The sequence below is a fragment of the Chromohalobacter sp. genome (assembly GCF_039830575.1).
Classification (GTDB): domain Bacteria; phylum Pseudomonadota; class Gammaproteobacteria; order Pseudomonadales; family Halomonadaceae; genus Chromohalobacter; species Chromohalobacter israelensis.
In genome coordinates, this window is the sequence record NZ_JBDOOX010000003.1 from 360,688 (window position 1) to 386,181 (window position 25,494).

29 protein-coding genes are annotated in these 25,494 nt (G+C 59.1%); 8 read left to right on the plus strand and 21 right to left on the minus strand.

Annotated features, from left to right (window positions below; genetic code table 11):
• Positions 1 to 17: 17 nt before the first annotated feature.
• Positions 18 to 1,064, minus strand: coding sequence for a LacI family DNA-binding transcriptional regulator (locus ABGX75_RS02650; protein ID WP_011508506.1), 1,047 nt, complete (start codon positions 1,062 to 1,064; stop codon positions 18 to 20).
• A gap of 184 nt (positions 1,065 to 1,248) precedes the next feature.
• On the opposite strand from ABGX75_RS02650, the gene ABGX75_RS02655 reads away from it, so the two are divergent.
• The 5 genes from ABGX75_RS02655 to ABGX75_RS02675 all read left to right on the plus strand — a co-directional run bounded on the left by ABGX75_RS02655 (position 1,249) and on the right by ABGX75_RS02675 (position 6,457).
• Positions 1,249 to 2,538, plus strand: a complete 1,290-nt coding sequence (locus ABGX75_RS02655) for a ribulose-bisphosphate carboxylase large subunit family protein (protein WP_347410794.1) — start codon at positions 1,249 to 1,251, stop codon at positions 2,536 to 2,538.
• Positions 2,539 to 2,585: 47 nt separating this feature from the next.
• Positions 2,586 to 3,560: a TRAP transporter substrate-binding protein gene (locus ABGX75_RS02660; RefSeq protein ID WP_011508504.1), complete on the plus strand. Its 975-nt coding sequence runs from the start codon at positions 2,586 to 2,588 to the stop codon at positions 3,558 to 3,560.
• An 84-nt stretch (positions 3,561 to 3,644) separates the two neighbouring features.
• Entirely contained in the window at positions 3,645 to 4,160 is a 516-nt protein-coding gene (locus ABGX75_RS02665) for a TRAP transporter small permease (protein ID WP_347410793.1), read from the plus strand.
• Between the two features lie 2 nt (positions 4,161 to 4,162).
• The gene (locus ABGX75_RS02670; protein WP_011508502.1) at positions 4,163 to 5,455 is read left to right on the plus strand and encodes a TRAP transporter large permease; all 1,293 of its coding nucleotides are present in this window, start codon (positions 4,163 to 4,165) and stop codon (positions 5,453 to 5,455) included.
• Between the two features lie 42 nt (positions 5,456 to 5,497).
• On the plus strand, positions 5,498 to 6,457 hold the full coding sequence (locus tag ABGX75_RS02675; protein ID WP_011508501.1) for an NAD(P)-dependent oxidoreductase: 960 nt from the start codon (positions 5,498 to 5,500) through the stop codon (positions 6,455 to 6,457).
• A gap of 260 nt (positions 6,458 to 6,717) precedes the next feature.
• Here ABGX75_RS02675 and ABGX75_RS02680 read toward each other — a convergent pair whose 3' ends face one another.
• Positions 6,718 to 8,271, minus strand: a complete 1,554-nt coding sequence (locus ABGX75_RS02680; protein WP_011508500.1) for a Na+/H+ antiporter NhaC family protein — start codon at positions 8,269 to 8,271, stop codon at positions 6,718 to 6,720.
• 412 nt (positions 8,272 to 8,683) lie between these two features.
• On the opposite strand from ABGX75_RS02680, the gene ABGX75_RS02685 reads away from it, so the two are divergent.
• Together ABGX75_RS02685 and ABGX75_RS02690 are read left to right on the plus strand one after the other, a co-directional pair.
• Positions 8,684 to 9,355, plus strand: a complete 672-nt coding sequence (locus ABGX75_RS02685) for a DUF1007 family protein (protein ID WP_347410792.1) — start codon at positions 8,684 to 8,686, stop codon at positions 9,353 to 9,355.
• Complete coding sequence (locus ABGX75_RS02690) at positions 9,340 to 10,371, plus strand: high-affinity nickel-transporter (protein ID WP_347410791.1); 1,032 nt, start codon at positions 9,340 to 9,342, stop codon at positions 10,369 to 10,371. The genes ABGX75_RS02685 and ABGX75_RS02690 overlap by 16 nt, the downstream gene beginning before the upstream one ends.
• A 670-nt stretch (positions 10,372 to 11,041) precedes the next feature.
• On the opposite strand, the gene ABGX75_RS02695 is transcribed toward ABGX75_RS02690, so the two are convergent.
• From ABGX75_RS02695 to ABGX75_RS02730, 8 genes are all read right to left on the minus strand, one after another.
• Positions 11,042 to 11,500 carry a cytochrome c gene (locus ABGX75_RS02695; protein ID WP_035414159.1) on the minus strand — a complete coding sequence of 153 codons (459 nt, stop codon included), beginning with the start codon at positions 11,498 to 11,500 and terminating at the stop codon, positions 11,042 to 11,044.
• On the minus strand, positions 11,493 to 12,359 hold the full coding sequence (locus ABGX75_RS02700) for a YCF48-related protein (protein ID WP_035470136.1): 867 nt from the start codon (positions 12,357 to 12,359) through the stop codon (positions 11,493 to 11,495). Before ABGX75_RS02700 ends, ABGX75_RS02695 begins: the two co-directional genes overlap by 8 nt.
• 23 nt (positions 12,360 to 12,382) lie before the next feature.
• The gene (locus tag ABGX75_RS02705; protein ID WP_181950017.1) at positions 12,383 to 13,126 is read right to left on the minus strand and encodes a cytochrome c biogenesis protein CcdA; all 744 of its coding nucleotides are present in this window, start codon (positions 13,124 to 13,126) and stop codon (positions 12,383 to 12,385) included.
• A gap of 17 nt (positions 13,127 to 13,143) precedes the next feature.
• The gene (locus tag ABGX75_RS02710) at positions 13,144 to 13,527 is read right to left on the minus strand and encodes a hypothetical protein (protein WP_035414162.1); all 384 of its coding nucleotides are present in this window, start codon (positions 13,525 to 13,527) and stop codon (positions 13,144 to 13,146) included.
• Positions 13,524 to 14,087 (minus strand): TlpA disulfide reductase family protein, encoded by a 564-nt coding sequence (locus ABGX75_RS02715; RefSeq protein WP_084075857.1) that lies wholly within the window; start codon positions 14,085 to 14,087, stop codon positions 13,524 to 13,526. Before ABGX75_RS02715 ends, ABGX75_RS02710 begins: the two co-directional genes overlap by 4 nt.
• 15 nt (positions 14,088 to 14,102) lie before the next feature.
• Entirely contained in the window at positions 14,103 to 14,543 is a 441-nt protein-coding gene (locus ABGX75_RS02720) for a DUF411 domain-containing protein (RefSeq protein WP_035414165.1), read from the minus strand.
• A gap of 64 nt (positions 14,544 to 14,607) precedes the next feature.
• Entirely contained in the window at positions 14,608 to 15,303 is a 696-nt protein-coding gene (locus tag ABGX75_RS02725; RefSeq protein WP_224113378.1) for an SCO family protein, read from the minus strand.
• Between the two features lie 73 nt (positions 15,304 to 15,376).
• Positions 15,377 to 15,622 carry a hypothetical protein gene (locus ABGX75_RS02730; protein WP_035414167.1) on the minus strand — a complete coding sequence of 82 codons (246 nt, stop codon included), beginning with the start codon at positions 15,620 to 15,622 and terminating at the stop codon, positions 15,377 to 15,379.
• Between the two features lie 257 nt (positions 15,623 to 15,879).
• Between ABGX75_RS02730 and ABGX75_RS02735 the strand changes: the two genes are divergently transcribed.
• Entirely contained in the window at positions 15,880 to 16,311 is a 432-nt protein-coding gene (locus tag ABGX75_RS02735) for a MerR family transcriptional regulator (protein ID WP_081919054.1), read from the plus strand.
• Here the strand turns inward: ABGX75_RS02735 and ABGX75_RS02740 are convergent.
• From ABGX75_RS02740 to ABGX75_RS02790, 11 genes are all read right to left on the minus strand, one after another.
• Positions 16,305 to 17,036 (minus strand): sulfite exporter TauE/SafE family protein, encoded by a 732-nt coding sequence (locus tag ABGX75_RS02740; protein ID WP_035414170.1) that lies wholly within the window; start codon positions 17,034 to 17,036, stop codon positions 16,305 to 16,307. The genes ABGX75_RS02735 and ABGX75_RS02740 overlap by 7 nt on opposite strands.
• Entirely contained in the window at positions 17,037 to 17,576 is a 540-nt protein-coding gene (locus ABGX75_RS02745; RefSeq protein ID WP_035414171.1) for a protein-disulfide reductase DsbD domain-containing protein, read from the minus strand.
• Positions 17,573 to 18,385: a prolipoprotein diacylglyceryl transferase gene (gene lgt / locus ABGX75_RS02750; RefSeq protein WP_035414172.1), complete on the minus strand. Its 813-nt coding sequence runs from the start codon at positions 18,383 to 18,385 to the stop codon at positions 17,573 to 17,575. Before lgt ends, ABGX75_RS02745 begins: the two co-directional genes overlap by 4 nt.
• 68 nt (positions 18,386 to 18,453) lie before the next feature.
• Complete coding sequence (locus ABGX75_RS02755; protein ID WP_035414173.1) at positions 18,454 to 18,981, minus strand: DsbE family thiol:disulfide interchange protein; 528 nt, start codon at positions 18,979 to 18,981, stop codon at positions 18,454 to 18,456.
• A gap of 33 nt (positions 18,982 to 19,014) precedes the next feature.
• Positions 19,015 to 19,692: a TVP38/TMEM64 family protein gene (locus ABGX75_RS02760; RefSeq protein ID WP_035414174.1), complete on the minus strand. Its 678-nt coding sequence runs from the start codon at positions 19,690 to 19,692 to the stop codon at positions 19,015 to 19,017.
• 57 nt (positions 19,693 to 19,749) lie between these two features.
• On the minus strand, positions 19,750 to 20,580 hold the full coding sequence (gene dsbG / locus ABGX75_RS02765) for a thiol:disulfide interchange protein DsbG (RefSeq protein WP_052046735.1): 831 nt from the start codon (positions 20,578 to 20,580) through the stop codon (positions 19,750 to 19,752).
• Positions 20,581 to 20,643: 63 nt separating this feature from the next.
• Positions 20,644 to 20,778, minus strand: a complete 135-nt coding sequence (locus ABGX75_RS02770; protein ID WP_263433889.1) for a hypothetical protein — start codon at positions 20,776 to 20,778, stop codon at positions 20,644 to 20,646.
• A gap of 66 nt (positions 20,779 to 20,844) precedes the next feature.
• Positions 20,845 to 21,474: a class I SAM-dependent methyltransferase gene (locus tag ABGX75_RS02775; RefSeq protein ID WP_022524326.1), complete on the minus strand. Its 630-nt coding sequence runs from the start codon at positions 21,472 to 21,474 to the stop codon at positions 20,845 to 20,847.
• A gap of 108 nt (positions 21,475 to 21,582) precedes the next feature.
• Entirely contained in the window at positions 21,583 to 24,096 is a 2,514-nt protein-coding gene (locus ABGX75_RS02780) for a heavy metal translocating P-type ATPase (RefSeq protein WP_084075866.1), read from the minus strand.
• An 88-nt stretch (positions 24,097 to 24,184) separates the two neighbouring features.
• Positions 24,185 to 24,592 carry a heavy metal-responsive transcriptional regulator gene (locus ABGX75_RS02785; protein WP_035414177.1) on the minus strand — a complete coding sequence of 136 codons (408 nt, stop codon included), beginning with the start codon at positions 24,590 to 24,592 and terminating at the stop codon, positions 24,185 to 24,187.
• A gap of 82 nt (positions 24,593 to 24,674) precedes the next feature.
• Positions 24,675 to 25,307 carry a peroxiredoxin gene (locus tag ABGX75_RS02790; RefSeq protein WP_035414178.1) on the minus strand — a complete coding sequence of 211 codons (633 nt, stop codon included), beginning with the start codon at positions 25,305 to 25,307 and terminating at the stop codon, positions 24,675 to 24,677.
• Between the last annotated feature and the right edge of the window lie 187 nt (positions 25,308 to 25,494).

The window sequence follows — 25,494 nt, forward strand, 5'->3', positions numbered from 1 at the left end:
CTCTCTATTGACGATCCTCAAGTGCTTTCGCGTGTGATCAAGCGATAGCCGATATCGATCCGAGGTTGAGAAGGCGACCGACCTTCTAGCCGCTCTAGCAGTAGCTTCGCCGCCTCGACTCCCATTTCGAATCGTGGCACCGACACGGTGGTCAGCGTAGGCGATAGGTGTTCGCCGAGAGACAGGCCCAGATAGCTGCCAATGGCGATGTCTTCAGGCACGCGGATTCCCTGACGATTTGCCTCGAGGATCGCGCCGGCTGCGAGGTTGTCGTTGGCAAAGTGAAGCGCATCGAGGTCGGGGCGGGCAGCCAGCGCTTCAAGGAAAACACGGCGTCCTGCTGCATAAGAGGATGGTTCCTCACTCGTAAACAGAAGGTCACTCTCGACCCCTGCGGCAGCCAGCACCTCGCGATGTCCTTCGAAACGTTGCCGGGCACGATAGTCACGCGCCATCCCGACCCCGAGAAAGGCGATGCGGCGATAGCCACGGTCAAGGAGATGCTGGGCCATACAGGCCCCCGCTCGAGGGTTGTCGACACCGACATTCATATCGATGCAAGGCAGTCCCAGTTCCATGATCTCGACCACTGGCCGGCCCCAGGCCTTGAGGCGTTGCACGGTGCTATCGTTATGCCTTAGACCTGTCAAAATGACCCCCGACGGCGAGTAGCCCAGCACCGAATCGATCAGTGAAGTTTCACGATCCAAGTCGAAATCGGTCGAACCCAATAACACTTGATAGCCAGCGTCTTCGAGCGTCTGCTGGATGCCGTGTACTACTTCGATAAAGGTCAGGATGGATAGCGATGGCACCACGACCGGTATGACTCGCGTACCCGCTGATGCGAGACCTCCGGCGATGAGGTTGGGGACATAGCCCAGTGACGTCACTGCTTGATCGACACGTTCGCGTAGTTTGGCCGACACCTTATCAGGCGTGTTCAAAGCTCGAGACACCGTAATCGGGGCCACCCCAGCTTCTTTTGCCACATCGTCGATGGTGACTCGGTTGTCGCCATGATGGCGGCGTCTACCCCGCGGTGATGGCTTCTCGTTTGCCATGAAAGGTGTCCTCGTGCTGTACAGATTGTATTCCTGCTATCCCATTCTGATGGGAATTATCTGGTAGCGCTACCAATAAGTCTAAGTCGAATGCTTGCCCTTTTGGTAGCGCTACCAAAAAGCCCATGCTAGCTTGTTTGATAACAACGACAAACGACCGGTTCTGGTCGGCAGGAGCACGCCAATGGAGTTATCCCGGCATGAAGGGCAATTGCCACGGATCACTGCCCGCTATCGTATCGAGACCCCGTGCGACCCCGAACGGGCTGCCGAGGCGATGGCCGGCGAACAATCCTCCGGCACGTTCCTCAAGCTGGCTGGAGAGACAGAGGCGCTGCGTGAGCGCCATGCTGCCCGGGTCGAGTCGGTGACCTGTCTGGAGGTCGGCACCACGCCCTCCTTGCCGGGGGCTCTGCCCGGAGAAACCTACACATCTGCCGATGTGGTTCTGTCATGGCCACTCGAAAACATCGGGACAAGTCTGCCTAACTTATTGGCCACGGTATTCGGCAACCTCACCGAGTTGCGTGAGCTCTCTGGCATACGCCTAACGGATCTCGTTATGCCGGCTTGCTTTATCGAAGCATTACCGGGCCCGCAATTCTCCATCGAAGGCACTCGACGTCTGTGCGGTACCGAGCAGGGCCCTTTGGTCGGCACCATCATCAAGCCGAGCGTCGGGCTTACCCCAGAGGAAACGGCGACACTGGTCAAACAGCTCATCGAAGGGGGAATCGACTTCATCAAGGATGACGAGTTGATTGCCGATCCTCCCTATTCGCCATTGAGCGAGCGAGTTCCCGCGATCATGCAGGTCATCAACGAGCATGCTCAGCGGACCGGGCGTAAGCCGATGTATGCCTTCAATATCACGGGTGATACCGACGAGATGCGCCATCGCCACGATCTGGTCCGCGATCATGGGGGGACGTGCGTCATGGCCAGCGTCAACTGGATCGGCCTGGGGGCACTGGCTGCGCTGCGACGACACTCGCAATTGGCAATTCACGGTCACCGCAACGGATGGGGCGTGTTTTATCGTCATCCACAACTCGGTATTAGCTATCGCGCTTATCAGGCTTTGTTGCGACTGGCGGGGACCGATCACCTACATGTCAACGGTCTCGCCAGCAAGTTCGCTGAAGAGGATGCATCGGTCATGGACTCCGCTCGCGCCTGCCTTACGCCATTGCTTGAGGGAGCGGAGCGCGATGACCGTGCCATGCCGGTATTTTCTTCGGCGCAAACCGTCCATCAAGCATGCCCCACCTTCCAACAGTTGCAGTCGACCGATCTGATCTACACCTGCGGGGGAGGCATCATGGCTCATCCCGATGGTGTCGCCGCGGGGTGTCGCAGCATACGTGCTGCATGGGAGGCCGCATCCATTGGTGTCTCCCTAGAGGACCACGCCAAGCAGGAACCCGACCTTGCGGTCGCGTTGCGGGCCTTTCACAGCCCGTTTTCAGGATGAAGTAGCGATTACGCTAACTAAGCTCAATCCGCCAAGGAGAAGCCGACATGAAGACAATAAAAGCAAGCGGCATCGTGCTCGCCGGTCTCATCACTCTGGGGACTACATCCAATGCCTCGGCCGAGGAAATGGCCATTGCGCTGCATGTGGAACCTTCACACCCCATGTTCAAGATCGGGGAAAGGATCAAGCAACGTATCGAGTCGCAGACCGACGGTGAATACTCGGTGACCCTGCTGGGTACCGAAGTCGGAGGAGAACGCGACCAGTTGGAAGGGGCGAGTTACGGTGAATATGACATCGCCCTGGGGGGGTCGATGCCCATGACGCTATATGCAGAGAAGTTTGCCGCGGCCGACTTGCCCTTTGTTTACAGTTCCAGCGATGAAGCTCGTGAGGTTTATCGTGGCGAGAGTGGCAAATTGCTCAACGAGCAATTGGTGGCCAATGGCAACCTCAGACTGGTGGGACTCTCGGCACGTAATCCACGCAATCTGACCTCTAACTTCCCGGTTAAAACTCCCGAGGATATTCAGGGAGTGCGTATGCGGGTTCCCGAGATTGCGCCTTGGATCAAAATCTGGAAGCAGATCGGTGCGCTACCGAGTCCCATCGCCTGGCCTGAAGTCTATACATCGCTGCAGACCGGGGTGATCGAGATGCAGGAAAATCCGGTCGATTTGATTCAGGCCGGTAAGCTTTATGAGGTACAGGATTACGTCAATCGGACCGAGCATGTGTATTCGTTCTTCCATTGGCTGATGAACGAGGATTTCTATGAGGGGCTCTCCGATGAGAACCGCGAGATCATTCTCGGTGCCATCGAAGAAGCCACCGCATGGGGCGACGATATGGTAGCCAATGGGCAGGAGGAAACGTACGCCGAGCTTAAAGAAGAGGGAATGGAGGTCGTGGAACCGGACGTTGCCGCCTTCCGTGAAGCGGCGAAACCCGCCATTCGTGAGATCGCCTCAGGCTATAACCCACAGGTACGCGACTACGTATTGTCGCTGATTGAGTAAGTGGCTGGGCGGGCCAGCGCTCATCGGAGCTTCTGGGCCGCCTTCGCTATCCTTTCTGGCCTACCTCTGAACGGAGGTCCACCTGTGAAAAAAGCGGAACGTATCACCTATATGGTCGATCTGTTTTGGAAGCTTTTGACCGCCATCGTCATGACGGCTTTCGCTCTGATGCTGATCATCATGGCGATCCAGGTCATCTCGCGCTATGCCCTGGGCATGGCAGTTCCCTGGACCGATGAAGCCTCGCGCTACCTGTTCCTCGCTGAAATTTTCTTGGGCTCCGTATTAGCGCTGCGCTTGCAGGAACACATTCGGATTACTGTCGTGACCGATATGCTACCGCGTCCCCTGCGTCATCTGGCAGGTATCTTGGCAGATATTGCGTGCATGTTGGTGCTGCTGATGTTGATAGGTGGTGCCTGGAACATGATGGAGCGCACGGCGGGTGTCATGGCTAGCACATTCGATATGAGTTTTTCCTATATCTATTTGGTCCAGATGATCTCCGCTCTCCTGATGATGGGCATCTTACTTGTCAATTTGTACCGACGAATCGTGTCTATCTGTCTGCCCGTTAGCGATCAACGCCGGAGTCTATGACTATGGAAGTATTCACCATCATGTTCATTGGGTTGATCGTCCTGCTAATGCTGGGCGTCCCCGTTGCGTTTGCCATGATCGCGTCTTCTGCCCTCGTATTGGGCTATACGCGAGGCTTCGATGCCATCCCCATAGAAATGATCTCTCAGCGCACTCTCTACGGAGTCAACAGTTTTACCTTGTTGGCTATTCCTGCTTTTCTCTTCATTGGCCGCTTGATGAACTCGGCAGGCATATCGGACCGCGTTTTCGACGTGGCACGTACCATGGTTGGCCATTTCAAAGGGGGATTGGGCCACGTCAATGTGGTAGCCAGCATGCTGTTTGCAGGTATGTCGGGGTCGGCAGTCGCTGATGCCGGTGGCCTTGGAGCGTTGGAAATAAAAGCCATGGAAGATGATGGATATCCAACGGGGTTCAGTGCTGCTGTCACCGCCAGTTCAGCCACTATCGGTCCGATCATTCCACCCAGTATTCCCGCCGTCATTTACGGGGCTTTGGCGAATGCTTCAATCGCTTCCATCTTCCTCGCGTCGATCATTCCCGGTTTGTTCATGGGGCTGGGACTGATGCTCATGGTGGCTATCATTTCACATCGCCGTGGATTCCCTACACGAACTCGGGCACGCCTCAACGATGTCTTGCGGGCGCTTTCGCGTGGGCTGTTACCTATGTTGACCCCGTTGATCATCATCGTGGGGATTCTCTCAGGCGTGTTTACGCCTACAGAAGCCTCGGTGATTGCCCTGTTGTATTGCATGATCATCTCGTTCCTGGTTTATCGCTCGATCACCTTTAGGGAGTTTCTGGGGATTCTCCGAGCCACTGCCATCGATACTGCCGCACTGCTTTTCATCATTGCTGGAAGCGCTCTTTATAGCTGGGTGCTGGCGCGTTACCAAGTCACGGCGTTAGTAGCGGATTTTTTGTTGGCTACTGTGACCGATCCGCTCGGCCTGATGTTGTTGTTGGTCGTGTTCATCCTGCTGATCGGGTTGTTTATCGATTCGGTACCGGCTTTGTTTCTCTTGACCCCCCTGTTGGTGCCGGTAGTGACTCAATATGGCATCGACCCCGTTCACTTTGGTGTGGTCATGATCTTTACCTTGATGATCGGTTTGATCACGCCACCGGTGGGTACGGTCCTATTCACCATACAAAAAATAACCGGGATGTCATTCGTAGGGTTGGTACGGGAGACCATACCTTTCTATATCCCTTTGTTCGTGGTGCTTCTGATCATTACGTGTTTTCCATCTATCGTCATGTTTTTGCCCAGTTTGATTCTTGGTTGACCAGCAAAAGTTAGTAATAACGTAAAATAAGGAGAGTTTTCCATGTCCGTATTGATTACAGGTGGGCTCGGCCACGTCGGCTCCTGGGTGGCCTACCAATTAGCCAAGCAGGGCAAGCAAGTCATTATCTGCGATATGGCAGCAGGCCGTTTCGAGAATTTAGGGCTTGACTATCTGGAAACGGTTCGCGACAAGCTGATTCTGGAAAGTATCGATGTGTTGGACTATCACAGCTTGTTTGAAGTCATGCTGCGACATCGAGGAGACTTAGAGGGAGTGGTGCATGGTGTCTCGGTGATCGCCGGGCCGAATTTTCAAACACGGCCGTACAAGCACACCACTATCAACACCAATGGCACCCTTAATGTGCTTGAGACTTGTCGTATCTTGGGCATCAAAAAAGTGGTCAATATGAGCTCTGGTGCCGTGTATGGCGATGCGTCGGGCCCACAGAGCGAAGCGACACCCTACAAGGCGACCGATCTGTATGGAGCCACCAAGATCGCGGGCGAATTGTTCGGTTTGCAGTACACAGATACTTTTGGCATGGACGTAAGAAATGCCCGGTTGTTCTTTGTCTACGGCCCTGGCAAGCGTCCTTCGGACATGCACCAAGTCTATCAAGCCATGTTTGGTCCCTTGGAAGGGCTGGATAACATTCTAGCGCCCAATGGCTCGGAACAGGCTTTGGACTGGACCCACGTGCATGACACGGCGACCGGCATCGTGCAGCTGTTCGAAAAGGAAAGTGTTACTCACCGCAACTTCAATATCTCCAGCGGCGTGACGGTGGCACACACCGACATCATCAGGCATGTTGCCGACCTGATCGGAAAGACATCCAACGTCCAGCTTGGACCTGGCGTATTCGTGGGCCGTGGCGCACCGCTGGATATCTCGTTGGCGGAGCGAGAAATAGGCTTTGCCCCAAAGTTCACCGATATCCGAGAAGGATTGCACGATTATTGGCAATGGCTGAAGGGCATTCAGGGGCGCGCCTGAAGGTGTTCGTTAGCCTTCATTTTACTCGAAATGCTGCATCTATCCGCTCAACACCTTCGCCTCCATAGCGCAGAGAGTGGCGTTGGTGATCAGATCGCGAATAGGGACAAAACGCTGCCCCGATAGCGAGCTGTGCTGCGCCCCCATGTGGAGGTTGCCGACCATAAGAGGCAGGAAAACGCCGGTACGGATCCGTACCGGCGTTTCAGAGTTCAATGATATGCGAGGCGGGGGTAAGGCCCCCGCCTGCCGTGTCATGGTCAGCTAGCCGAGTCGTACTGTGCAGATGCTTTCGGGCCCCATGCCCAGCGCAATACAAGCACCACCGTGAACAGTGCGGCCACGCCGCTGAGTCCCCCTATCCAGGCTGAGTCCGTCAGCCCGGCGACGAAGAAGGCGATGATGCCGGATGTTCCTGCGCTCATTGCATAGGGTAATTGGGTCCGTACGTGGTCGATGTGGTCACACGAAGAGCCGGCCGAGGAGAGGATGGTGGTATCCGAAATCGGCGAGCAATGATCGCCGAAGATACCGCCGCTGAGCACAGCGGCAATGGCCAGCGATAACGACATGTCCATTGCAGCAGCCACCGGCATGGCGATGGGGATCATGATCGCGAAGGTGCCGTAGGAGGTGCCGGTGGTGAAGGCGACGAGCGAGCCGATCAAGAACAGCAAGACGGGAATCAGGCTCGGCGCGATGCCGGCCTGGGCCAGCGTGACCAGGTAATCTGCAGTGCCCAGCTGTGAGGTCACGCTACCGATCGACCAGGCCAGGGTGAGAATGATGTAAACCAGCGTCATGCTCTTGATGCCGGTGACCACCAGGTCCATCGCTTCGCGAAAATCGAACAGCCGCTGTTGCAGTCCCATGCCCAGCGCTACGCTGACCGCCAGGAAGGTAGCGATCAGGATCGACAGGCCGCCCTCGGCTTCTCCCATCGCCGTGATCAGGTCGTTCTCGGGGAAGTTGCCGGTCCACAGGAACAGGGGCGGAATCATTCCCACCAGCACCAGGATCGGCACGAGCATGTTGCGCTTGCGCGAGCTCTCTTCGGCAACGCCCAGCATCTCGGTCGCTTCGCGATCGGACGGCGGCTGGGCGTCATCCGCCAGCAGCTTGCCACTCACCCGTGCGCGCTGCTCGGCCTTGGCCATGGGGCCGAAATCCGATTGGGTGACGACGATCACCAGAATCAACAGCAGCGCCAGCCAGGCATAGAAATTGAGCGGAATCGACGACAGGTATATCAGATACTCGGAGCCCGTCATGTCCATCTCGCCAAGCTGGGTGCCGATCAGCCCCATGACGAACACCACCCAGGTGGATACGGGCCCCAACAGGCACATGGGGGCCGAGGTCGAATCGACGATGTAGGCGAGCTTTTCTCGCGAGACGCGCATGCGGTCGGTGATCGGCCGCATGACACTTCCCACCGTCAATGCATTGAAATAATCCTCGAAGAAGATCAGTACCCCGAAGCCCAGGGTGGCGCCCTGGGCGCCACGCGGAGAGGCCACCTTCGAGGAAATGGCGCGGGCGATGGCATGAGCGCCGCCGGTTCGCTGCAGCACGGTGATCAGCACCCCGAACAGGCCGCAGTAGATGAGAACGGTAGCGCTCCACTCATCGCCCACGCTGGGAATGATGAAATCCGCGAAGCTATCGTAGAGTCCGGCTGCCGGATTGCCACCACTGAGCATCGTCGCTCCCAGCCAGACCCCACAGAATAACGCGGGAATCACGTTGCGGGTCACCAGCGCCAGCAGGATCGCGAGCAACGGAGGGAAAAGGGAAAACAGGCCAAAGGACATGAAGCGTCTCCATCATGTAATTGTTGTGCGTCGTATCAAGAGCGGGGCGGCAGGCCCAACCGTTGGAAGGGTGTCCCCGGTCCGCGTTCGATCGCCATGGCTACACCCGGCGGCCGTTTGCGGCGATCCCGGGCATGGCCAGCTGAAGCCCACCGGCATTCAGGCCAGCGGGAAGGCCCACGACACAGCACCGAGGGTAATGGTGGCGTAGAACACGTTCGTGTGCGGCAGTGTAAGCGTCCAGCGCCGTGATCGCATCTCGCTTGTCGCCTTGGCTCAAGGCGATCCCGTTCTCGGCGAATGGTCGATATACTACGGACGACACGCAAGTGCATGTCCGGTGATGGAGGGCGCCGTTCTCGGGGAGCGCCAAACATTCCATGAATGGTCTGAACAACCTTTGGGAGCAGGCATGTCGGGTCGTCTAACTTTCCGGGAGCGCCGCGTTTGTGACGGGCTGCTTCTCGTAGCATTGCTGATGCCGTTACCGGCGGCTGCTCACCCGCATGGCTGGGTGGATTATCGGGTCACGCTGCACTTCGACGACCAGGCCCACGTCGTCGCCCTGGAGCAGGCCTGGAAAATGGACCCCTTCTACAGCCTGACCCTGACCGAGGAACTGGCTCGCGCCGAGGGCGAGGAGAGCATGGAAGAGCGCCTGGACATGCTCGGCCAGGAGATCGCCCAGAACCTGAGCCGCTCGAACTATCTGACCCATGTCGCGCATGACGGCGAGAACGTCCCCCTGGGGCAATTGCGCGACTACACCACTCGGCTCGATGGGCAGCGCCTGGAGTTCTCCTTCGTCGTGCCCCTGGCCGAGCCGCTGGCGCTCGACGGCTCGCCCTTGACCTGGAAAGTCTACGACGACACCTACTACATCGAGTTTCTCTACGACGAGGACGTGGCAGAGCCGATCACTCTGCGCAATGCCCCCGAAGGTTGTGCGAGCCGGGTCATCGCCGCCGACCCCGATCCGCAGAAAGTGGCCGAAGCGGCGGCGCTGGACATCGATGCCGACGCCCCGGGCGGTCTCGGCCGATTCTTCGCCGAAGCCGGGGAGGTGACATGTCCCGCACGCTAGGTGTGCTGATCGCCCTGCTGCCGCTGCTGGCCCTTGCCATACTCGCCACGACCGACTGGGGACAGGCCATGGCGCAACTCGTCATGGCCCAGACGCATGACTGGCAGCGCTCGCTGCAGCGCGGCCTGACCCTGTCGACGATGGCCCTGTCGCGGCAGCCGTCGCTCGATACCAGTCTCAGCCTGATGGCGTTGAGCCTGGGGTACGGCGTCTTTCATGCCGTGGGCCCGGGGCACGGCAAGGCGGTGATCACCGCCTACCTGCTTTCGCACCCCACCGCCCTGCGACGCGGGCTGTCACTGACCGTGGCGGCAGCGCTGCTCCAGGGGCTGGTGGCCATTGCGCTGGTCGGCGTGCTGGTATGGGGGCTGGGCCTGCTGACCCGCGATGCCATGGCACAGACCGGCCTGCTCGAGCGGCTCAGCTTCATCGTCCTGATCGGGCTCGGCGCCTGGCTGACCCTGCGTGCCTTGGCCCGGCTCAGGCGGGCACTGGGCCAGTCGCGGCGAGCCCCCCTGGCCGCCGACGCCAGTGGCCATCCTGCATCGTTCGAGGGCATGGCCTTCGAGGTTGCGCCGAGCGCTTCGAAGCGGCCCATCGAGCCGCACGCTGGCGCGGCATGCGATCGCTGCGGCGGTCATCATCACATCGACCCCAACGCCACGGGCACGATCCGCGAGAGCCTGGGCACTTTGCTGGCGATCGGCCTGCGGCCCTGCAGCGGCGCCGTCATGGTACTGGGCGTTGCCAGTCTGCTGGGCTATTGGTGGGTTGGCGTCCTGGCGGTGGTGGCCATGTCGGTGGGGACGGCGGTGACCACCTCCTGCCTGGCAATCTTCGCCGTTTTCGCTCAGCAACGCGCGTCGCGCCTGCTGGCGCGCTCGACGCCTCACTGGCAGCGCCTGGCCGGGCACGGGATTGCCCTGTGCGGGGGCGTGCTGATCCTGGCGCTGGGGATCGGGCTGCTGATCAGTGTTCCAGGCACCTCGGGGGTGGCCCTGCCGGGGATTCGCTGAGGTTCCTGAATTCAGGAACTCGTCTGCGTGCGCCCCCGTCTTCGCAGGCCCTCTGCATATATCCGTGTCCGCTCAGTCAGGCCACCAGCATGCGCCGCTACGTTGCGGTGATGACTTCGTGGCGATGGCTGCGACGTCGGTGACGTGCCAGCAAGTCGCCTGGCGTCAGTCATTCACTCCAGATTCTGGATCTGAAGATGTAATTTGATGTATTTTTTATTTATAAAACAGTTGGTTAGTTTTATTTTGTGCATAGTTTTTTATTTGTTCCTACCCATCTTACTCCCCATCTGGTAGGAGAGAGACAGTCCTAGCTGAGAGCAAATGCAAACCTACCACAATCAGCTCAAGGTGACGCTCTCGCAGGGGGCTTCGTGCGTGCGATGAAATGTCCACCACCTCTGGGCTGGTATTGAGAGTAATGTCAGCAGCGTAGTGGTGAAAATGCCGCTACTGACCTTGGGGGCGTGCATGATGTCCTGTTCAAGGCTTCCCAGACACCGTTCGCTGCGGGGAACCTTCTTCTTGTTCTGTTGCTGAGCCTGAGCGACAGAAATCTGCTTCATCGGTTGGCTTTGGTCAGACAGTGGCAAGAAAGCCAGGTTTTACCCTGCGGTTGACTCTCCGTCAGCTGCGGAGGTGTTTACGCAGCGCTTCCCTAGCCCCACAGCTACTCACTCTGCGACGGAAATGGGGCTCCCTCGCTTTCTTCCGCCTGATGACGTCGTTGCTCCGGCGTCCATAACGTCTTGAGATAGTTCACCACGGAGCGGATCTCGGCGGGGGTCAGGACATTCTCGAAGGCCGGCATCGTCAGTCGCTCGGTCTTGTTCCAGGGGTCGCGCCATCCCTCGGCGATGATCCGGTAGAGCATCGCATCGGAGTGTTTCCAGGTATGCCCCTCCGGCCCGTGAGGGGGAGCGGGCAATTCGCCCTGGGCATTCTGGTGCTCCCAGTTCGGCTGGCCCTCGCCCTCGCTGCCGTGGCAGCTGGCACAGTACTGCTGGTAGATCCTTTCTCCCTCTTCCAGCCGAGAGGTATCGCGCGAAGAGGGGCCACCCCCCGCCATGGCCTGCCCGGCGGCACTCATCAGCAGCCACGTTGTGACGAGGATCCAGAGCTTACGCATCGGGGGGTGTCCAGGTTTGGCCCTGATCTTCGCTGCGCATGAGCTCCCCCTCGCGATCCAGGGCATAGAGCGTTCCCTGCGGCGCAAGCGTAAGCGTGACGAACGTCGGGCCATCACCCTTTACTTGCTGCCACTCCTGGCCGCCATTGTCGCTGCGCCACAGGCCTTGCTCCGTGGCCACATAGACGTGTTCGGGATCGTCGAGCTTGTAGGCCAGATCATAGACTCTGCCGGCATCGAGCTCCCCGGTCGGTCGCCAGCCGCAGAAGCAATCCATCGACAGGCGAACCGCATCGTCGGACACCGCATAGAGCCAGCCAGTCTGCATGCTCCCCTCCATATCGGAGTGGATGAGCCGGCGAACGGGTTGGGCAGGACCGCTATCCATCTTCTTCCAGGTCGTGCCGGCATCCTCACTCTGGTAGAGGCCGTCGTCGGCAATCACCACATAGAGTGTCTCGGGCTGATGGCGGTGCACGTCCAAGGCGGTAACGTCCTGGTTAGGCAAGCCATCGTTGAGTTCCTGCCAGGTTTCTCCATGATCGGTGCTGCGCTGCACCCCGATCGAGGGGCCGGCGATATAGAGGGCCTGTTCGGCTGTTGCCGGTTCCGATACCGTTACCAACCGTCCCTCCGCTACTTCGTCGGGCAAGGGAATCATCGTCCAGGCCGCCCCGCCATCCGTGCTTTCGAAAAGCTGGTTGGCCTGTACTTTGAGCAGCCGTTCGCCTGTTTGGTCATAACTCAGCGACGGCAATGCCTCCTCGGCGGCCCCGGCCATACTGACGAAGCTCAGACTGGCCATGACCCAGCTCGTCAGTGACAGGGCACGCCAGAAGCGACCCGTGATTTTGTTCATTGCAATATTTCCTCGAATAATGGCTAGCCGATGCTGCCTAGCGCCGGAAAGGTGCGCAATAACCAATAGGACAGCTCGGTCAGTTTGCCGGTGATCATCAAGATGCCCATCAGGATCATGATCAGCCCGGCCGCCAGATGCATGACTCGGCCCCAGCGGCGCAGGAATGGCTGGTGGTGCAGGAAGCGATCGAGCGACACCGCCGTCAACAGAAAGGGCACCCCCAGGCCCAGCGAATAGATGCCGAGCAACGCCATTCCGCTCGAGGCATTGGCCGTCGAGGCGCTGACGGTCAGAATGGCGCCCAGGATCGGGCCGATGCAGGGGGTCCAGCCGAAGGCGAACGCCACACCTAGGAGGTAGGCCGCACCAGGCCCCCCGCCCGCTTCCTTGAGGCGGCCGATCAACCGCCATTCCCGCTGTAACCAGTGCAGCGGAATGAGCCCGGTCATGAAGGCACCGAACAGGATGACGATGAGACCGCCGACCAGGTTCGCCTCCTGGCGATAGATCAGCAGCAGACGCCCGATGGCCGTGGCACTGGCGCCCAGCATCAGGAATATCGTGGTGAACCCGAGCACGAACCAGATCGACTGGGTTAACACCCGGAGTCGCTCCCGTCGATCCGCTTCCCGTATCTGCCCCAGCGAGCGCCCGGCGACGAAGGAGAGATAGCCAGGCACGAGCGGTAAGACACAGGGCGAAGCGAACGAGATCAGGCCCGCCAGAAAGGCCGTCGCCAGGCCGATATTGGCAAGCTCCAGCATCCTCCCCTATCCCGCGGCTAGGCTTGGAGCTTGGATATGGGCCGCTCGGACGGCACCTGGTGATTCGCCGCTTGGCGATTGGCGGATGTCGTCTCCGTGGGTACCGCGGTAGAGGCTTCCACCCCGGCTTGTGTATCAGTGACTTCGTCCTGGTCGGTCGACTTGTTTGTCTTGTCCTTGCATTTCATCATGCACAGTCCTAATCCGCACATGACAAGGCAAGGCAAGAGGCTCACCAAGAGAGGCGCGAGCCCAAGCAGGACCAACTGATCCCAGCCCATGGCAAGACCACCAGCCACCGCCACAGCGCCCAGCAGCATCCAGCGGCGTGGGCCTGTTACCAGGCCTTTCAGTCCGGCTTTCTCTTGGCCCTTTTGGGGCTTGTCGTCACAGCAACTCATGGCGCGTCCTCCTGGGTGGTTTCTATGGTTTCGGCAAGAAAGTCGATCATTTCAGGGGTATCCCAGTCGGCCTCCCCGACCAGGCGTCCGATCTCCCTGCCCTGGCGGTCGAGCAGAAGCGTCGTGGGAATACCCACGGCACTGAGGTTCGCGCTGGCCATGCCGGTTGGATCGACGTAGGGAGCGAGATGCTCGATCCCCACCTCCTGATAGAATTCGTTGACGACCTCGATGCCTTTGCGATCGATCGAGAGTGCGACGACCTCGAAATCTGTCCCACCCAATTCAGCCTGGAGGGCATCCAGGGTGGGCATTTCCTCGCGGCAAGGGCCACACCATGTCGCCCAGATGTTGAGCAGGATCAGCTTTCCTCCGAAGGTGGTCAGCGTCAGCGGAGTACCGTCGCCAGCCTCGAAGCTGATTTCCGACACCTCGCGTGGGCTTTCCCAGAGAAGAAACCCATTCGGCCCCACACGTTTGGGTGGTTCGGCGACGGCCAAAGAAGTGATCATTCCCCACAATGCCACCGCTACCCAACTGGTCCCGATCAGTTGTCTCATCACCAAGGCTCACCTTCAGTGGGTGGCGTAAACTTCAGGGGTATCGGTCGGCTGAAAGGCCAGGGTGTAAACCTCCAGTGGGCCCTGTTTCTCGCCCGACATCCCCGGTGAGCCAAGTGGCATTCCGGGTACGCTCAGGCCTTTGATGAAAGGTTTCTCTTCGAGTACCTGGGTGACGCTTTCCACGGGTACGTGGCCCTCGAAGACATAGTTGTCGATGAGCGTGGTATGGCAACCCTGCAGTTTCTCGGAAACATCGTGTTCGGCTTTCATCTTCGCGAGATCGTGAGTATCGATTGTCTCCACTTCGAACCCGTTTCGTTCGAGATACTTGGCATATTCGGCGCAACAGCCACAGTTGGGGTTCTTGTAGAGGGTTGCCGACGTCTCGGCTGCCAACCCTGTCAGGGGGAAGGTCAATAGAGAAGCGATGGTCAGCGCTTTCCAGTGTTTCATACGCTAAGGCTCCATAGAGTTCACGAGAACGTTCGGCAGCGAGGCCGGCTATACTCTCGCGGCATTAATCGAAGGTGTTGACGACAGTATGGCGAATGCGAACCCACACACCGGTGGATAATGTCTCTGGTCCTTCTGCCAACACCTTTACATAGGAAACTAGGTGCTCCGGATCGAATTTGAGCCCATGAAAGCGGGCCCGTATCCGTCCTGATTGGTCGATGACATGAGTCACAACGCCATGCGCCTGGACGCCCTCGGCCACATCGTCGAATTTCAGACCGTAGGCTTCCGCGACCTGGCGTGTGGTGTCGACAAACTCATTTTCGCTTCGATAAAGAAACCGCCAGTTGGCGGGGTCCAGATCGAAATTTTCACCGTAGGCCCGCATGTTGTTGTGCGTGCCGGCAAAGTCCTCGCTGTCGGTAGCGATGGTGATAAATTCAACATCATCTCGTAGGCCGGTATCGTTGACTCGCTCTTGCACCTCGGCAATCAGGTTCATGTGCACCGGGCAGGCTTCCTGGCAGCGGGTGTAGATAAAATTGAGCACCACGACGCGACCTTCCAGGTCGGAAGATGCCACGATGTTGCCCTCAACACCGGCCAGGGAAAAAGTCGGGGCCGGCTGGTCGACAAACTGGGCGTAGCGTTCCCGCTCTTGCAACTCTGCCTCGGCATCTTCAAGGGAATGAGCAAAGGACGAAGCACTTGCCACCAGCCAGAGAATGGCTAATGGAGCATAGATGCATTTACGCAAATGCTGTTCTCCCCTCGCTCCACTAAAATGTAAATGGCTGCTCCTCTGCGGAGCAGCCCCTGGCGATCTCACGTCAGGCGTTACTGTCGGTTTCATGACCCTGTTGCATTTTATCCATCATGGCATTGCATTTTTCCATCATGGTATTCATGTCACTCATCATCCCCATCATGCCACCTTCTTGCATCATGTCCCCATGCATGCCCTTGCCCTCCATTGGCTCCTGCTGCGGATCTTCCTGTGCAAGGAGCGAGCCGGTCCCGAAGGCACTGGTGGCGATGATAGCGACAGTCAGGACTGCAGTGTGACGTTTCCGCATGACACTCTCCTCGATCTTCTTGGGACTCACCTTTCCACCAGCAAGGCTGATGGCACGGCTTGGCTTTGATTTCCACCCTGCAGCAGCGCTGCTTCTTGGAAAGGTATCCTTGAAGCCTACTTCAAGGTCAAGCCCTTATTTTTTGGCGTTTCCGCGTCATGCGGGCGGCCACCCATTGAGCGCTATAACCAGGCCTTGACCTTTGGGCGGCCTCACGATTGTAGGCTGACTGAAACTGAGTAGGTAAGGAAAAGGCAATGCGAGTCACTGAACTGGCTCGGGCTGGTGGGGTCACTGCGGAAACGGTACGTCACTACACACGTGAGGGGTTGTTACGACCGCAACGGGACCCGCGCAACGGCTATCAACTCTATGACGAGGAGGCACTGGGTCGCCTGCGCCTCATTGATTGCCTTCGCTCGTTGGGAGTCGGCCTCCCAGAAATCAAGCAGATATTGACCTGGGCGGACCAAGACAGCCCTCCGGTTGTTGATAGGCACACGCCGCTGGCTGAACAAGGGCGCCACATTTGCATGAGGATTCAAGAACTTCAGGCGATAGCGCGATGGCTGGATAGCATCGGCCACGATGATGGTCCCGAGGCCCCTAGCCTGAAGCAACTGATCGAATCGCTGGGATCGGAGCAACCGGCCATCGTCACGGATGGTCCGCGCATTGGCCATCAGTGATGCGACGGCGCCATGCTGGCCATATCGTCCATGCCGGTCATGGAGTGCAGATGCCAGAGTTGCCAGACGGCAAACGCTATGATCAGCAACGCCGCCAGCGTGCGGGTCGCTGGATGGCGAATCCATAGCGAGACGCGGCGGGCTGCCATACCGGTCGCCAGGACGACGGGCAGGGTGCCGAGCCCGAAGGCCCCCATCATCTTCGCGGCGCGTAGCGGCTCGGCCACGGCCAGACTCCAGGCCAGCATTGAATAGATCAGCCCGCAGGGCATCCAGCCCCAGATCGAGCCCAGCGCGAAGGCCTGGGGCACCTTCACGACGGGCATCAAGCCTCGACCAAGCGGTTCGATACGCCGCCACAGCGAGCGACCCAGGGCTTCGACACGTAGCAACCCCTTCCACCAGTTGGCGATATACAGCGCCATCAGAATCAGCATGACCGCCGCCAGGATACGCAGCACCAGGGCGATGCCGTCCAGGGCATGGTTGAGCACGGAACCGAGCAGCGCCACCAGGGCACCGGCGAGCATGTAGCTGGTGATGCGGCCCAGGTTGTAGCCGAGCAGGAGGCCCGCCAGGCGGCTCGGCTGCCGCATGCTGGGGGGCACGGCAAAGGTCAGGGCACTCATGATCCCGCCACACATGCCGATGCAGTGCGCCCCTCCGAGCAGGCCGAAGACGAAAGCCGCCGCCAATGGCGGTAGGCTCAGGCCGGTGGGATCCATTCAAGGCGCTCTATTTTCGCTATCCCCAGTACCACGAGGAGGAGAATCGAAGGCTGCCGGAGGCGACCCGTGAAGCGCGTCGAGCTCGACCTGCTCGGGTGGATAGCAAAGTCCCCGATCGGAGCAGCCCTGAAAGGTCACCGTGATGGCCAGCGGCCCGGTAGCGGCATCGCTCGCCTCGATGGGCGCACTAAATACCACCTGGTCATAGAACACCTCGATCTCCCCCAGAGACGCGTGCACCATGGGTTCGCCGGGGGGAATTGCCAGCTCACCGAAGCTGACGTCCGCGTCGCGGCTGTCCAGGGCGAATTGGTGGAGATGGAGGTAATAGTCCTCGGCATTGAGGAAGCCGACATAGAGCCGTTCATCGTCTCGCCAGGCGCTAGCCCGGAAGGCTTCATCGGCCGGCAGGAATTCCCGTTGAGCCGAGTTACTGAAGGTGGAGCCTTTGCCACCGCCCACGGGAAACTCTCCACGGGCCGCTACGGGTGTAGCGACGAACAGCAGCACCAGTAGAAAAGCGAAGGCCGTGTTCATGAGGTCGCCGCCGCCTTCGCCCTATCCACTGGCTGACGCCTCGACCAGATGACCAGGGCCAGCCCCGCAATGAGCATCGGTAAGGTCAACAGTTGCCCCATGGTCAGCCAGCCGAAGGCGATGAACCCCAGTTGGGGGTCGGGCAGGCGCACGAACTCCACGCCGAAGCGGAAGGTGCCATAAAGCACCAGGAACAACCCCGAGATGAGCCCTCGCTGGCGCGGTCGGCGCGACAACCACCACAGCACGGCAAACAGTACTACCCCTTCCAGGGCGAACTCGTAGAGCGCTGAAGGGTGGCGCGGCTCCGGCCCCAGCCCCATCATGGGAGGGAAGACCATCGCCCAAGGGATATCGCTGACCCTTCCCGGCAACTCGTGATTGATGAAGTTGCCGAGGCGCCCGGCACCCAGGCCGATCGGCACTAGCGGGGCGATGAAATCGGTCAACTGAAAGAAGGCCAGGCGGTGCTTGCGGGCAAACAGCCATGCCGCGAGCAACACACCGGCCAGGCCGCCATGAAAGCTCATGCCGCCGTCCCAGATTCTGAAGAGCCACAGTGGGTTGGCCAGCAGTTGCTCGAGCCCGTAGAACAGCGCATAGCCCAGACGACCACCGAGGATGATCCCCATGGCACCGTAAAAGATCAGATCGCCGATATCATCGTGATTCAGGTCCAGGCGGTGGGCACGACGACGCCCCAGCCACCAGGCGGCGACCAGCCCGACTACGTACATCAGGCCGTACCAGTGAATCTGTACTGGCCCCAGAGAAATGGCCACGGGATCAATCTGAGGATATTGCAGCATAAGCCTTCCTTATCTGACCGTTACCGGCCGCGTTATCAATAAAAGTAACTTTCAGCACGCTCGATGACTCATTGCTGCCATTTTTCTATCTCCTGAATAACTTTCTCAACATCCTCGGGAGTGATATAGCCCGTATGCTTATAGCGGATAATGCCCTCGGTATCGACGAGGAAAGTCTCTGGCACACCATAGACACCTAGCTCGAACCCAAGATCGCCATCCGGATCAAAAATATTGACTTCGAAAGGTCGTCCAAAATGGTCAAGAAACTCCAGCCCCTTGGCACGGGTGTCCTTGTAGTTGATGCCAATCAAGCGCACACCACGTTCGGCCAGTGTCAGCAACTGGGGCATCTCTTCCTTACAGGTTGGACACCACTCCGCCCAGACATTGACCAGCGTGACCTCACCCTTGAGGAGGGACTCGTCAACACGGCGTGAGGGGGCTTCCAGAGTTGTCAGGGTAAAGGGTGGGAAATGCTTGGCCAGTAGAGCCGAATCGCGAGCGAAAGGATTCATTTCCAAACCACGATAGAGGAAGAACCCCAGTCCCAGGAAAACCAACAGAGGAATAAGCAGTAACAGTCGCCGTTTCACGTATGCGTCTCACAGGATGTCAGCTGTCATGGTTCATGTATTCCGAGCCCAGACGAGTTTTGCCAGGATCGGCAGGAGCGTGATGCCACTGATCAGAATCAACGCGACCGCGAGGCCGTGGGAGTCGGTAGCTATGAGTATCTCCCCGAACATGACGATCAAGTACGCCGTCGGAAGTACGCCAGCCAGCGTGGCAATCAAGAAACGCCAGAAGGCCAGCGGTGTCAGGCCTGCCGCGTAGCTGACGGCATCAAACGAAATGAATGGCACCAATCGCGATGCGAATACGACGAGCATCAACCCCGTCTGAGAGCGTTCTCTGCCCAGCCAGTCGAGGATGGGGCGAGTACGCGACCAGCGATGGATCACCTCATAGCCGAGCAGGCGAGCGATGCCGAAAGCGAGCAACGCGCCGGCCTCGGCACCGATGACCACATACGCCGTCCCCCATAGAGGGCCGTAGATCGCACCGGCCACCATGGCTATCGGCCCACTGGGTATCGGGCTCATGACAATGGCCGCTATCATCATGGCGATAATGGTCAATGGCCCCCAGACCCCCAACTGGCCAACCCACTCACGCAGGACCTGCTTATTGGTGAGCGTCGATAAGGCACCGGTCTCCATCAGGATCCAATAGAGGATCACCAAGCCAATCAGCACAGAAGCTCCCAATATGAGCCTGTGTTTTACACCGAGCGTGCTTGCCATACTCATCTCAGTTGTGTGAGATGACATCTCATGTCACCCCTGTGCCGTTATGGCGCGTCATTCGACACCCAATATGTCGCGAAGCCGGTCGGTCGACACCGCACCATTGATGCGCTGCACATTACCTTCATCATCGCGGTAATAGCTGGTCGGCGTTCCCGTGGCGCCGGCCTCTCGCATGAGCTGGGCATGCCGCCTAAGAAGCGCTCGACTCTCCTCCGACGGCACCACCGGACTGATGCCGCCATTGCGGAAGTTCAATTCATGGGTTTCGAGGGCTTTGGTTGGGGCATTCGACTCAAGGATCGCGGCCGCCTTGCGGAGACTGCCCTCTGACAGAACGCCGACCAGCACATGACGAAGCTGAAGTTCACCTTGATCGATTAGAGGTCGTGAGCTCTTCCACAGTGCATTGCAGTAGGGACAATTGGGGTCGGTCAGCGTATACACGATATGTGATGCATCATCATCCCCTTCCGGAATGAAGCGAGTGTCCTCGAACGCGCTCCAGGTAGCTTCCAGCATCGGTTCCAGCACCAGAGCTTGAAGCTGGTTTTCCATTACAGCGTTGCCCTGAGGATCAATTAAGGTACCGATGATAGCGTGGTCGGAAGTGGAGGGAATATAAGCCGCCACGGGCTCATTATCATAGGACAAGGCATAACCTTGTATATCGTCCGGGGCATTAAAGGTTCCATGGAATTTGAGTCCTTGATCCAATAATGTCGTAATCGATGCGGGCAGGGGAGCTCCAGTATCGGCTGCACTAATGGCCTGGTGGCCTTCAAGGGAATCGCCCCCCGCTTCCTCCGCCAGAGCGGGAAGCGTAATGAGACCGAACAGCCCTACAACAGCAAGGCAATAAGTGGAGTAGATGATTTTCTTCATGAACGGCCTCTTCATCGCTCTCTGATCAACCCGGGGAATAGAACCTGTCGTAGCGATTGGTTGTCAGCTATCGCGCTTCTTGTTGAAAAATAGATATTTGACGAGCGCGGCGACGCCAAGCACCAACGCAATAATCAGCAGGATGGAAATGAGCCCCATCCCCGCCATCCCCCACGTGCATGCTTCGCTTCCCATCATCTTGGTCTCCTATTAAATTTTGCTACTCAGAAAACTTGGGGTATCCGGAATAAGTGGTTGATGCGGCTAACCAGCTTCACGCTCCCTAAGCGTGAAATGGGCATATAGGAACTGCTGTGCTTTTCCTCCCGGCGTTCGGTGCTCTTCGAGATTGCTACTAATTAGGTCGAAAAGGGGACCTAAATGCTCGCACAGCAATTTAATATCGTGGCGGACTACTTCCAACCCACTACACTGTCGAGGCCCTTCTGGCCCGAAGATAGCCATTATCAGATGTCCATGGGGGGCTAGGCTGCGTAGCGCTTGGCGGACATAGGCAGCACGTTGCTCGGGCTCGACCAGGAAGTGGAAGACAGCACGGTCATGCCAAACGGTATATCGCTGTTTGGGAAGGATCGCCTTGGTGACATCTTCCTCGAGCCACTCCACTGTGTTTGCAGCAGCCCCTAAGCGCTGCTGTGCCACTTGGATCGCCTTATGTGATATTTCCAGAACGCTGACATGCTGATAGCCAAGCATCAGCAGATCATCGACCAATGTAGACTCACCGCCACCTACATCAATGATAGCGGCGCTTCGATCCGGTGCTGCCTCTTCGATGAGCTGAACCGACTTCTCAAGGTGTGGACGATACCAACTTACTTCGTCGGGTGCCTTCTCACCGTACACAGCTTCCCAGTGAGTCTTGAATGACATAGCTTCCTCCTATCGACCAGACAGCCTGGGCTGGACTGATTAGTACCACCGTGAGCTACACGAGCGTCTTATCAAGTTATCTGAAGCTTGGTCATAGGAAGCCCCCTATCAACCAATTAATCCGGATACCCCAGACCCTTGGCGGGCCCGAACCGCCTGAGGCTCACCGCCCGTCACCGGCGAAGCGTCATCGATATCCGGCGTGAAGCGGCGTAGCCGCAACGAGTTGGTCAACACGAAGACGCTGGAGACGCTCATGGCGGCTGCCGCCAGCATGGGGCTGAGCAATACGCCGATGAACGGATAGAGTACGCCCGCTGCCACGGGGATCAGCGCCACGTTGTAGCCATAGGCCCAGACGAAATTCCCGATGATGGTCCGGTGGGTACGCTTGGAGAGCGCCACGGCATTGACGATGCCCCTCAGGTCGCCACGCATCAGCACCACATCGCCGGCCTCGATGGCGATATCCGTCCCGGTGCCGATGGCGATGCCCACGTCGGCTTGTGCCAACGCCGGTGCATCGTTGATGCCGTCGCCCACGAAGGCGACCTTACCGCCCTCGGCCTGTAGTCGCTTGATCTCGTCCGCCTTCTGGTCAGGCAGCACCTCGGCGAGTACGCGCTGAATGCCGACCTGTCGGGCGATCGCGTCGGCGGTGGCGCGGTTGTCGCCGGTGAGCATCGCCACTTCCAGCCCCAGCGCCTTGAGTGCTGAAATGGCTTCGGCCGAGCCCTCCTTGAGCGGATCGGCCACCGCGATGACCGCCGCAAGCCGACCGTCCACCGCGGCATAGAGGGGGCTCTTGGCGTCTTCGGCGAGCGCCTTGGCGCGCTCTTCCGCCTTGCCGAGCCCAATCCCGAGCCGGTTCATGTAGCGATCGGCCCCCACGTGAAGCCGGTGACCGGCGACGTCAGCCTCGATGCCGTAGCCCGGCTCGGCGCTGAAATGGCTGACGGCCGGCAGCTCGAGTCCACGTGCTCGGGCGCCGCGCACGATGGCCTCGGCAATGGGGTGTTCGCTCTGCGCTTCCACCGCCGCGACCAGGCGAAGCACCTCGTTCTCGTGCCCCTCGATCACCTCGAAATCGGTCAGCTCGGGGCGACCCTGAGTCAGGGTGCCGGTCTTGTCGAGCACGACGGTATCCATCTTGGCCAACGTCTCAAGCGCCGCGCCCTTGCGAAACAACACTCCTATCTCGGCCCCTTTGCCGGTACTGACCATGATCGCGGTCGGGGTGGCTAGGCCCATCGCGCAGGGGCAGGCGATCAGCAGCACGCTCACCGTGGTAACGAAGGCGAAGGACAGCGCCGGGGCCGGCCCGACGGCGAACCACACACCGAAGGTGATCAGGGCGATGACGATCACCGCGGGCACGAACACCCCGGCGATCTTGTCGGCCAACTGCTGGATCGGGGGTTTCTCGGCCTGGGCCGCTTCCACCATCTTGACGATTTGCGACAGCACGGTGTCGGCACCGACCCGCGTGGCGCGGAAGGTAAGCGCGCCGTTCTTGTTGATGGTGCCGCCGACGACTTCGGCATCCTGCTGCTTGGCAACCGGTACCGGTTCGCCACTGATCATCGACTCGTCGACGAAGGAATGGCCTTCTTCAACGATGCCATCCACCGGGATACGCTCGCCCGGGCGGGCCAGGATGCGATCGCCGGGCACGACGGCCTCGATCGGCACCTCGACCGCTTCGCCATCGCGGATGACGCGGGCGGTTTTTGCCTGCAACTGCAGGAGCTTCTTGATCGCCTCGGAGGTACGGCCTTTGGCGATGTGCTCGAAGTAGCGTCCCAACAGGATCAGCGTCACGATCACCGCCGCCGCCTCGAAGTAGCTCACGGCGGTATCAGCCGGGAAAAAGCCGGGTACCAGCAGAGCGGCGACCGAATAGAAGTAGGCGGCGCTCGAGCCGATCATGACCAGACTGTTCATGCCCGGGTTGAGATGCCGGAGTTCGGCATAGCCACCGCGATAGAAGCGTGCCCCAGCATAGAACTGCACGGGCGTGGTCAGCAGCCACTCGACGCCCATCCAGCCGCGATGCGGCATCATGCTCGCCAAGAGCGTATCAAAGGCGGGAATCACTTTTCCCATGGCGATGATGACCACCGGGATGGTGAGCACTGCCGCGAGCATGACCCGGTGGCGAAGCCGTCGTCCCTCGCGATCCTCGTCGTCCGCCTGCTGCTGCGACTCGGTTTCCTGCGGTTCATAGCCCGCCTCGCGGATGGCATGCTGAATGCGTGCCAGCGATACGGTCCCCGGCAGGAAACGGACGAAGGCCTTCTGGGTCGCCAGATTGACACTCGCCTCCACCATGCCGGGCAGCTTGCCGAGCGCTCGTTCTATCCGCGAGACGCAGGATCCGCAGCTCATGCCGGTGACGGGAATCTCGAGGCTCTCCACCACCGGCTGATAGCCCGCCGTTTCGATGGCGCCGAGCAGGCTGGCCGTCGTGGAACCTCCCTCCATCTGGATCGCCGCCTTCTGCGTGGCCATGTTCACCTGAGCGTGAATCACGCCCGGCTGCTGGCCGAGGGCCCGCTCCACCCGTCCGACGCAGGACGCACAGGACATACCCCGAATCTCGATATCGACGTTTTCCGTCATTACTGTGGTCTCCTGGCTTGGTTACCTGCCGGCCCGGCGTGCGCGCTTCGGGACGCCGGCGTTACACTTCCAGCGGCGACGACGTCGCTCATTCGGCCTTCTCGGCGATGGCCTCGACGATGGGGCAGCCTTCCTGCATCGGCCCTTCGCCCGCACATTCCTCAAGGGTTTGGGACAGCACGGCCTCAATCCGCGAGAGATGCTTGATCTGCTCGCGAATCTTGTGCAGCTTCTCGTCGGCGATGCGCTTTGCCTGTGCCCGGTCGCCGTTGGCATCCTGGAGAATCAGCAGCTCACGGATCTCGTCGAGCGTGAAGCCCCACTGCTTGGCATGAACGATGAATTGCAGCCTGGCCACGGCATCCAGGGGATAACGCCGATAATTGGCTTCCGTCCGTTGGGGGGCGGGCATGAGCTTCTCTTTCTCGTAATATCGGATCGCTTGGCTGGCGATCCCACTACGTTCGGCAAGCTCACCGATACTGAGGGTTTGCATGGCTTCACCTCTCACACTGTGGATCGGAGCTTCCGGCTGCCCGACTGGGCCGGGCAGCCTGAGTCACGAGCCGTGACTTCGATTAGTCCGGTTGACGCACGACCCGCAGATAGGGCGTCTTGGCATCCCAGCCGTCGGGGAAGTGTTGTCTGGCGTCGTCATCCGTGAGCGATGGCAAGATGATGACATCGTCACCGTTTTGCCAGTCGACGGGCGTGGCCACCTTGTGCTTGTCGGTTAGCTGAAGCGAGTCGATGACCCGCAGGATCTCGTCGACGTTGCGCCCGGTGCTGGGCGGGTAGGTCAAGGTCAGGCGGATTTTCTTGTCGGAATCGATAATGAAGACGGTACGCACCGTCACCTTGGGGTCGGCTTTCGGATGGATCATTCCATACAACTGAGCCACCACCTGGTCCGCGTCCGCCAGTAGGGGATAGTTCAGGGCCGCACCTTGGGTCTGCTCGATATCCCTCGCCCAGTCGTGGTGAGAAGCGAGGGGGTCGACCGATACCCCCACCAACTTGACGCCACGCGCGGCGAACTCGTCCTTACGCCTGGCAAACGCGCCCAGTTCCGTGGTACAGACTGGCGTATAATCGGCGGGGTGCGAGAACAGTACGGCCCAGTCCTTGCCCAGCCACTGATGAAAGCCAAGCGTGCCTTCGGTGGATTCGACCGTGAAATCGGGAGCTATCTCCCCTAGCTGTAGGGTCATCTCGCTATCCTTATCTATGGCAAGTGTCGGATGATGCACTACACACGATAACCTTGAAGTCAACTTTAAGGTCAAGGGCTTTCGAGGAAAGGAGTATATCCCTTTGCGTTATATCGAAAGGCATTTATCCATGGTTGACCTTGCAGTAGATGTAACCTTTAGAATCATCCGCCGAACCAAATGCGAA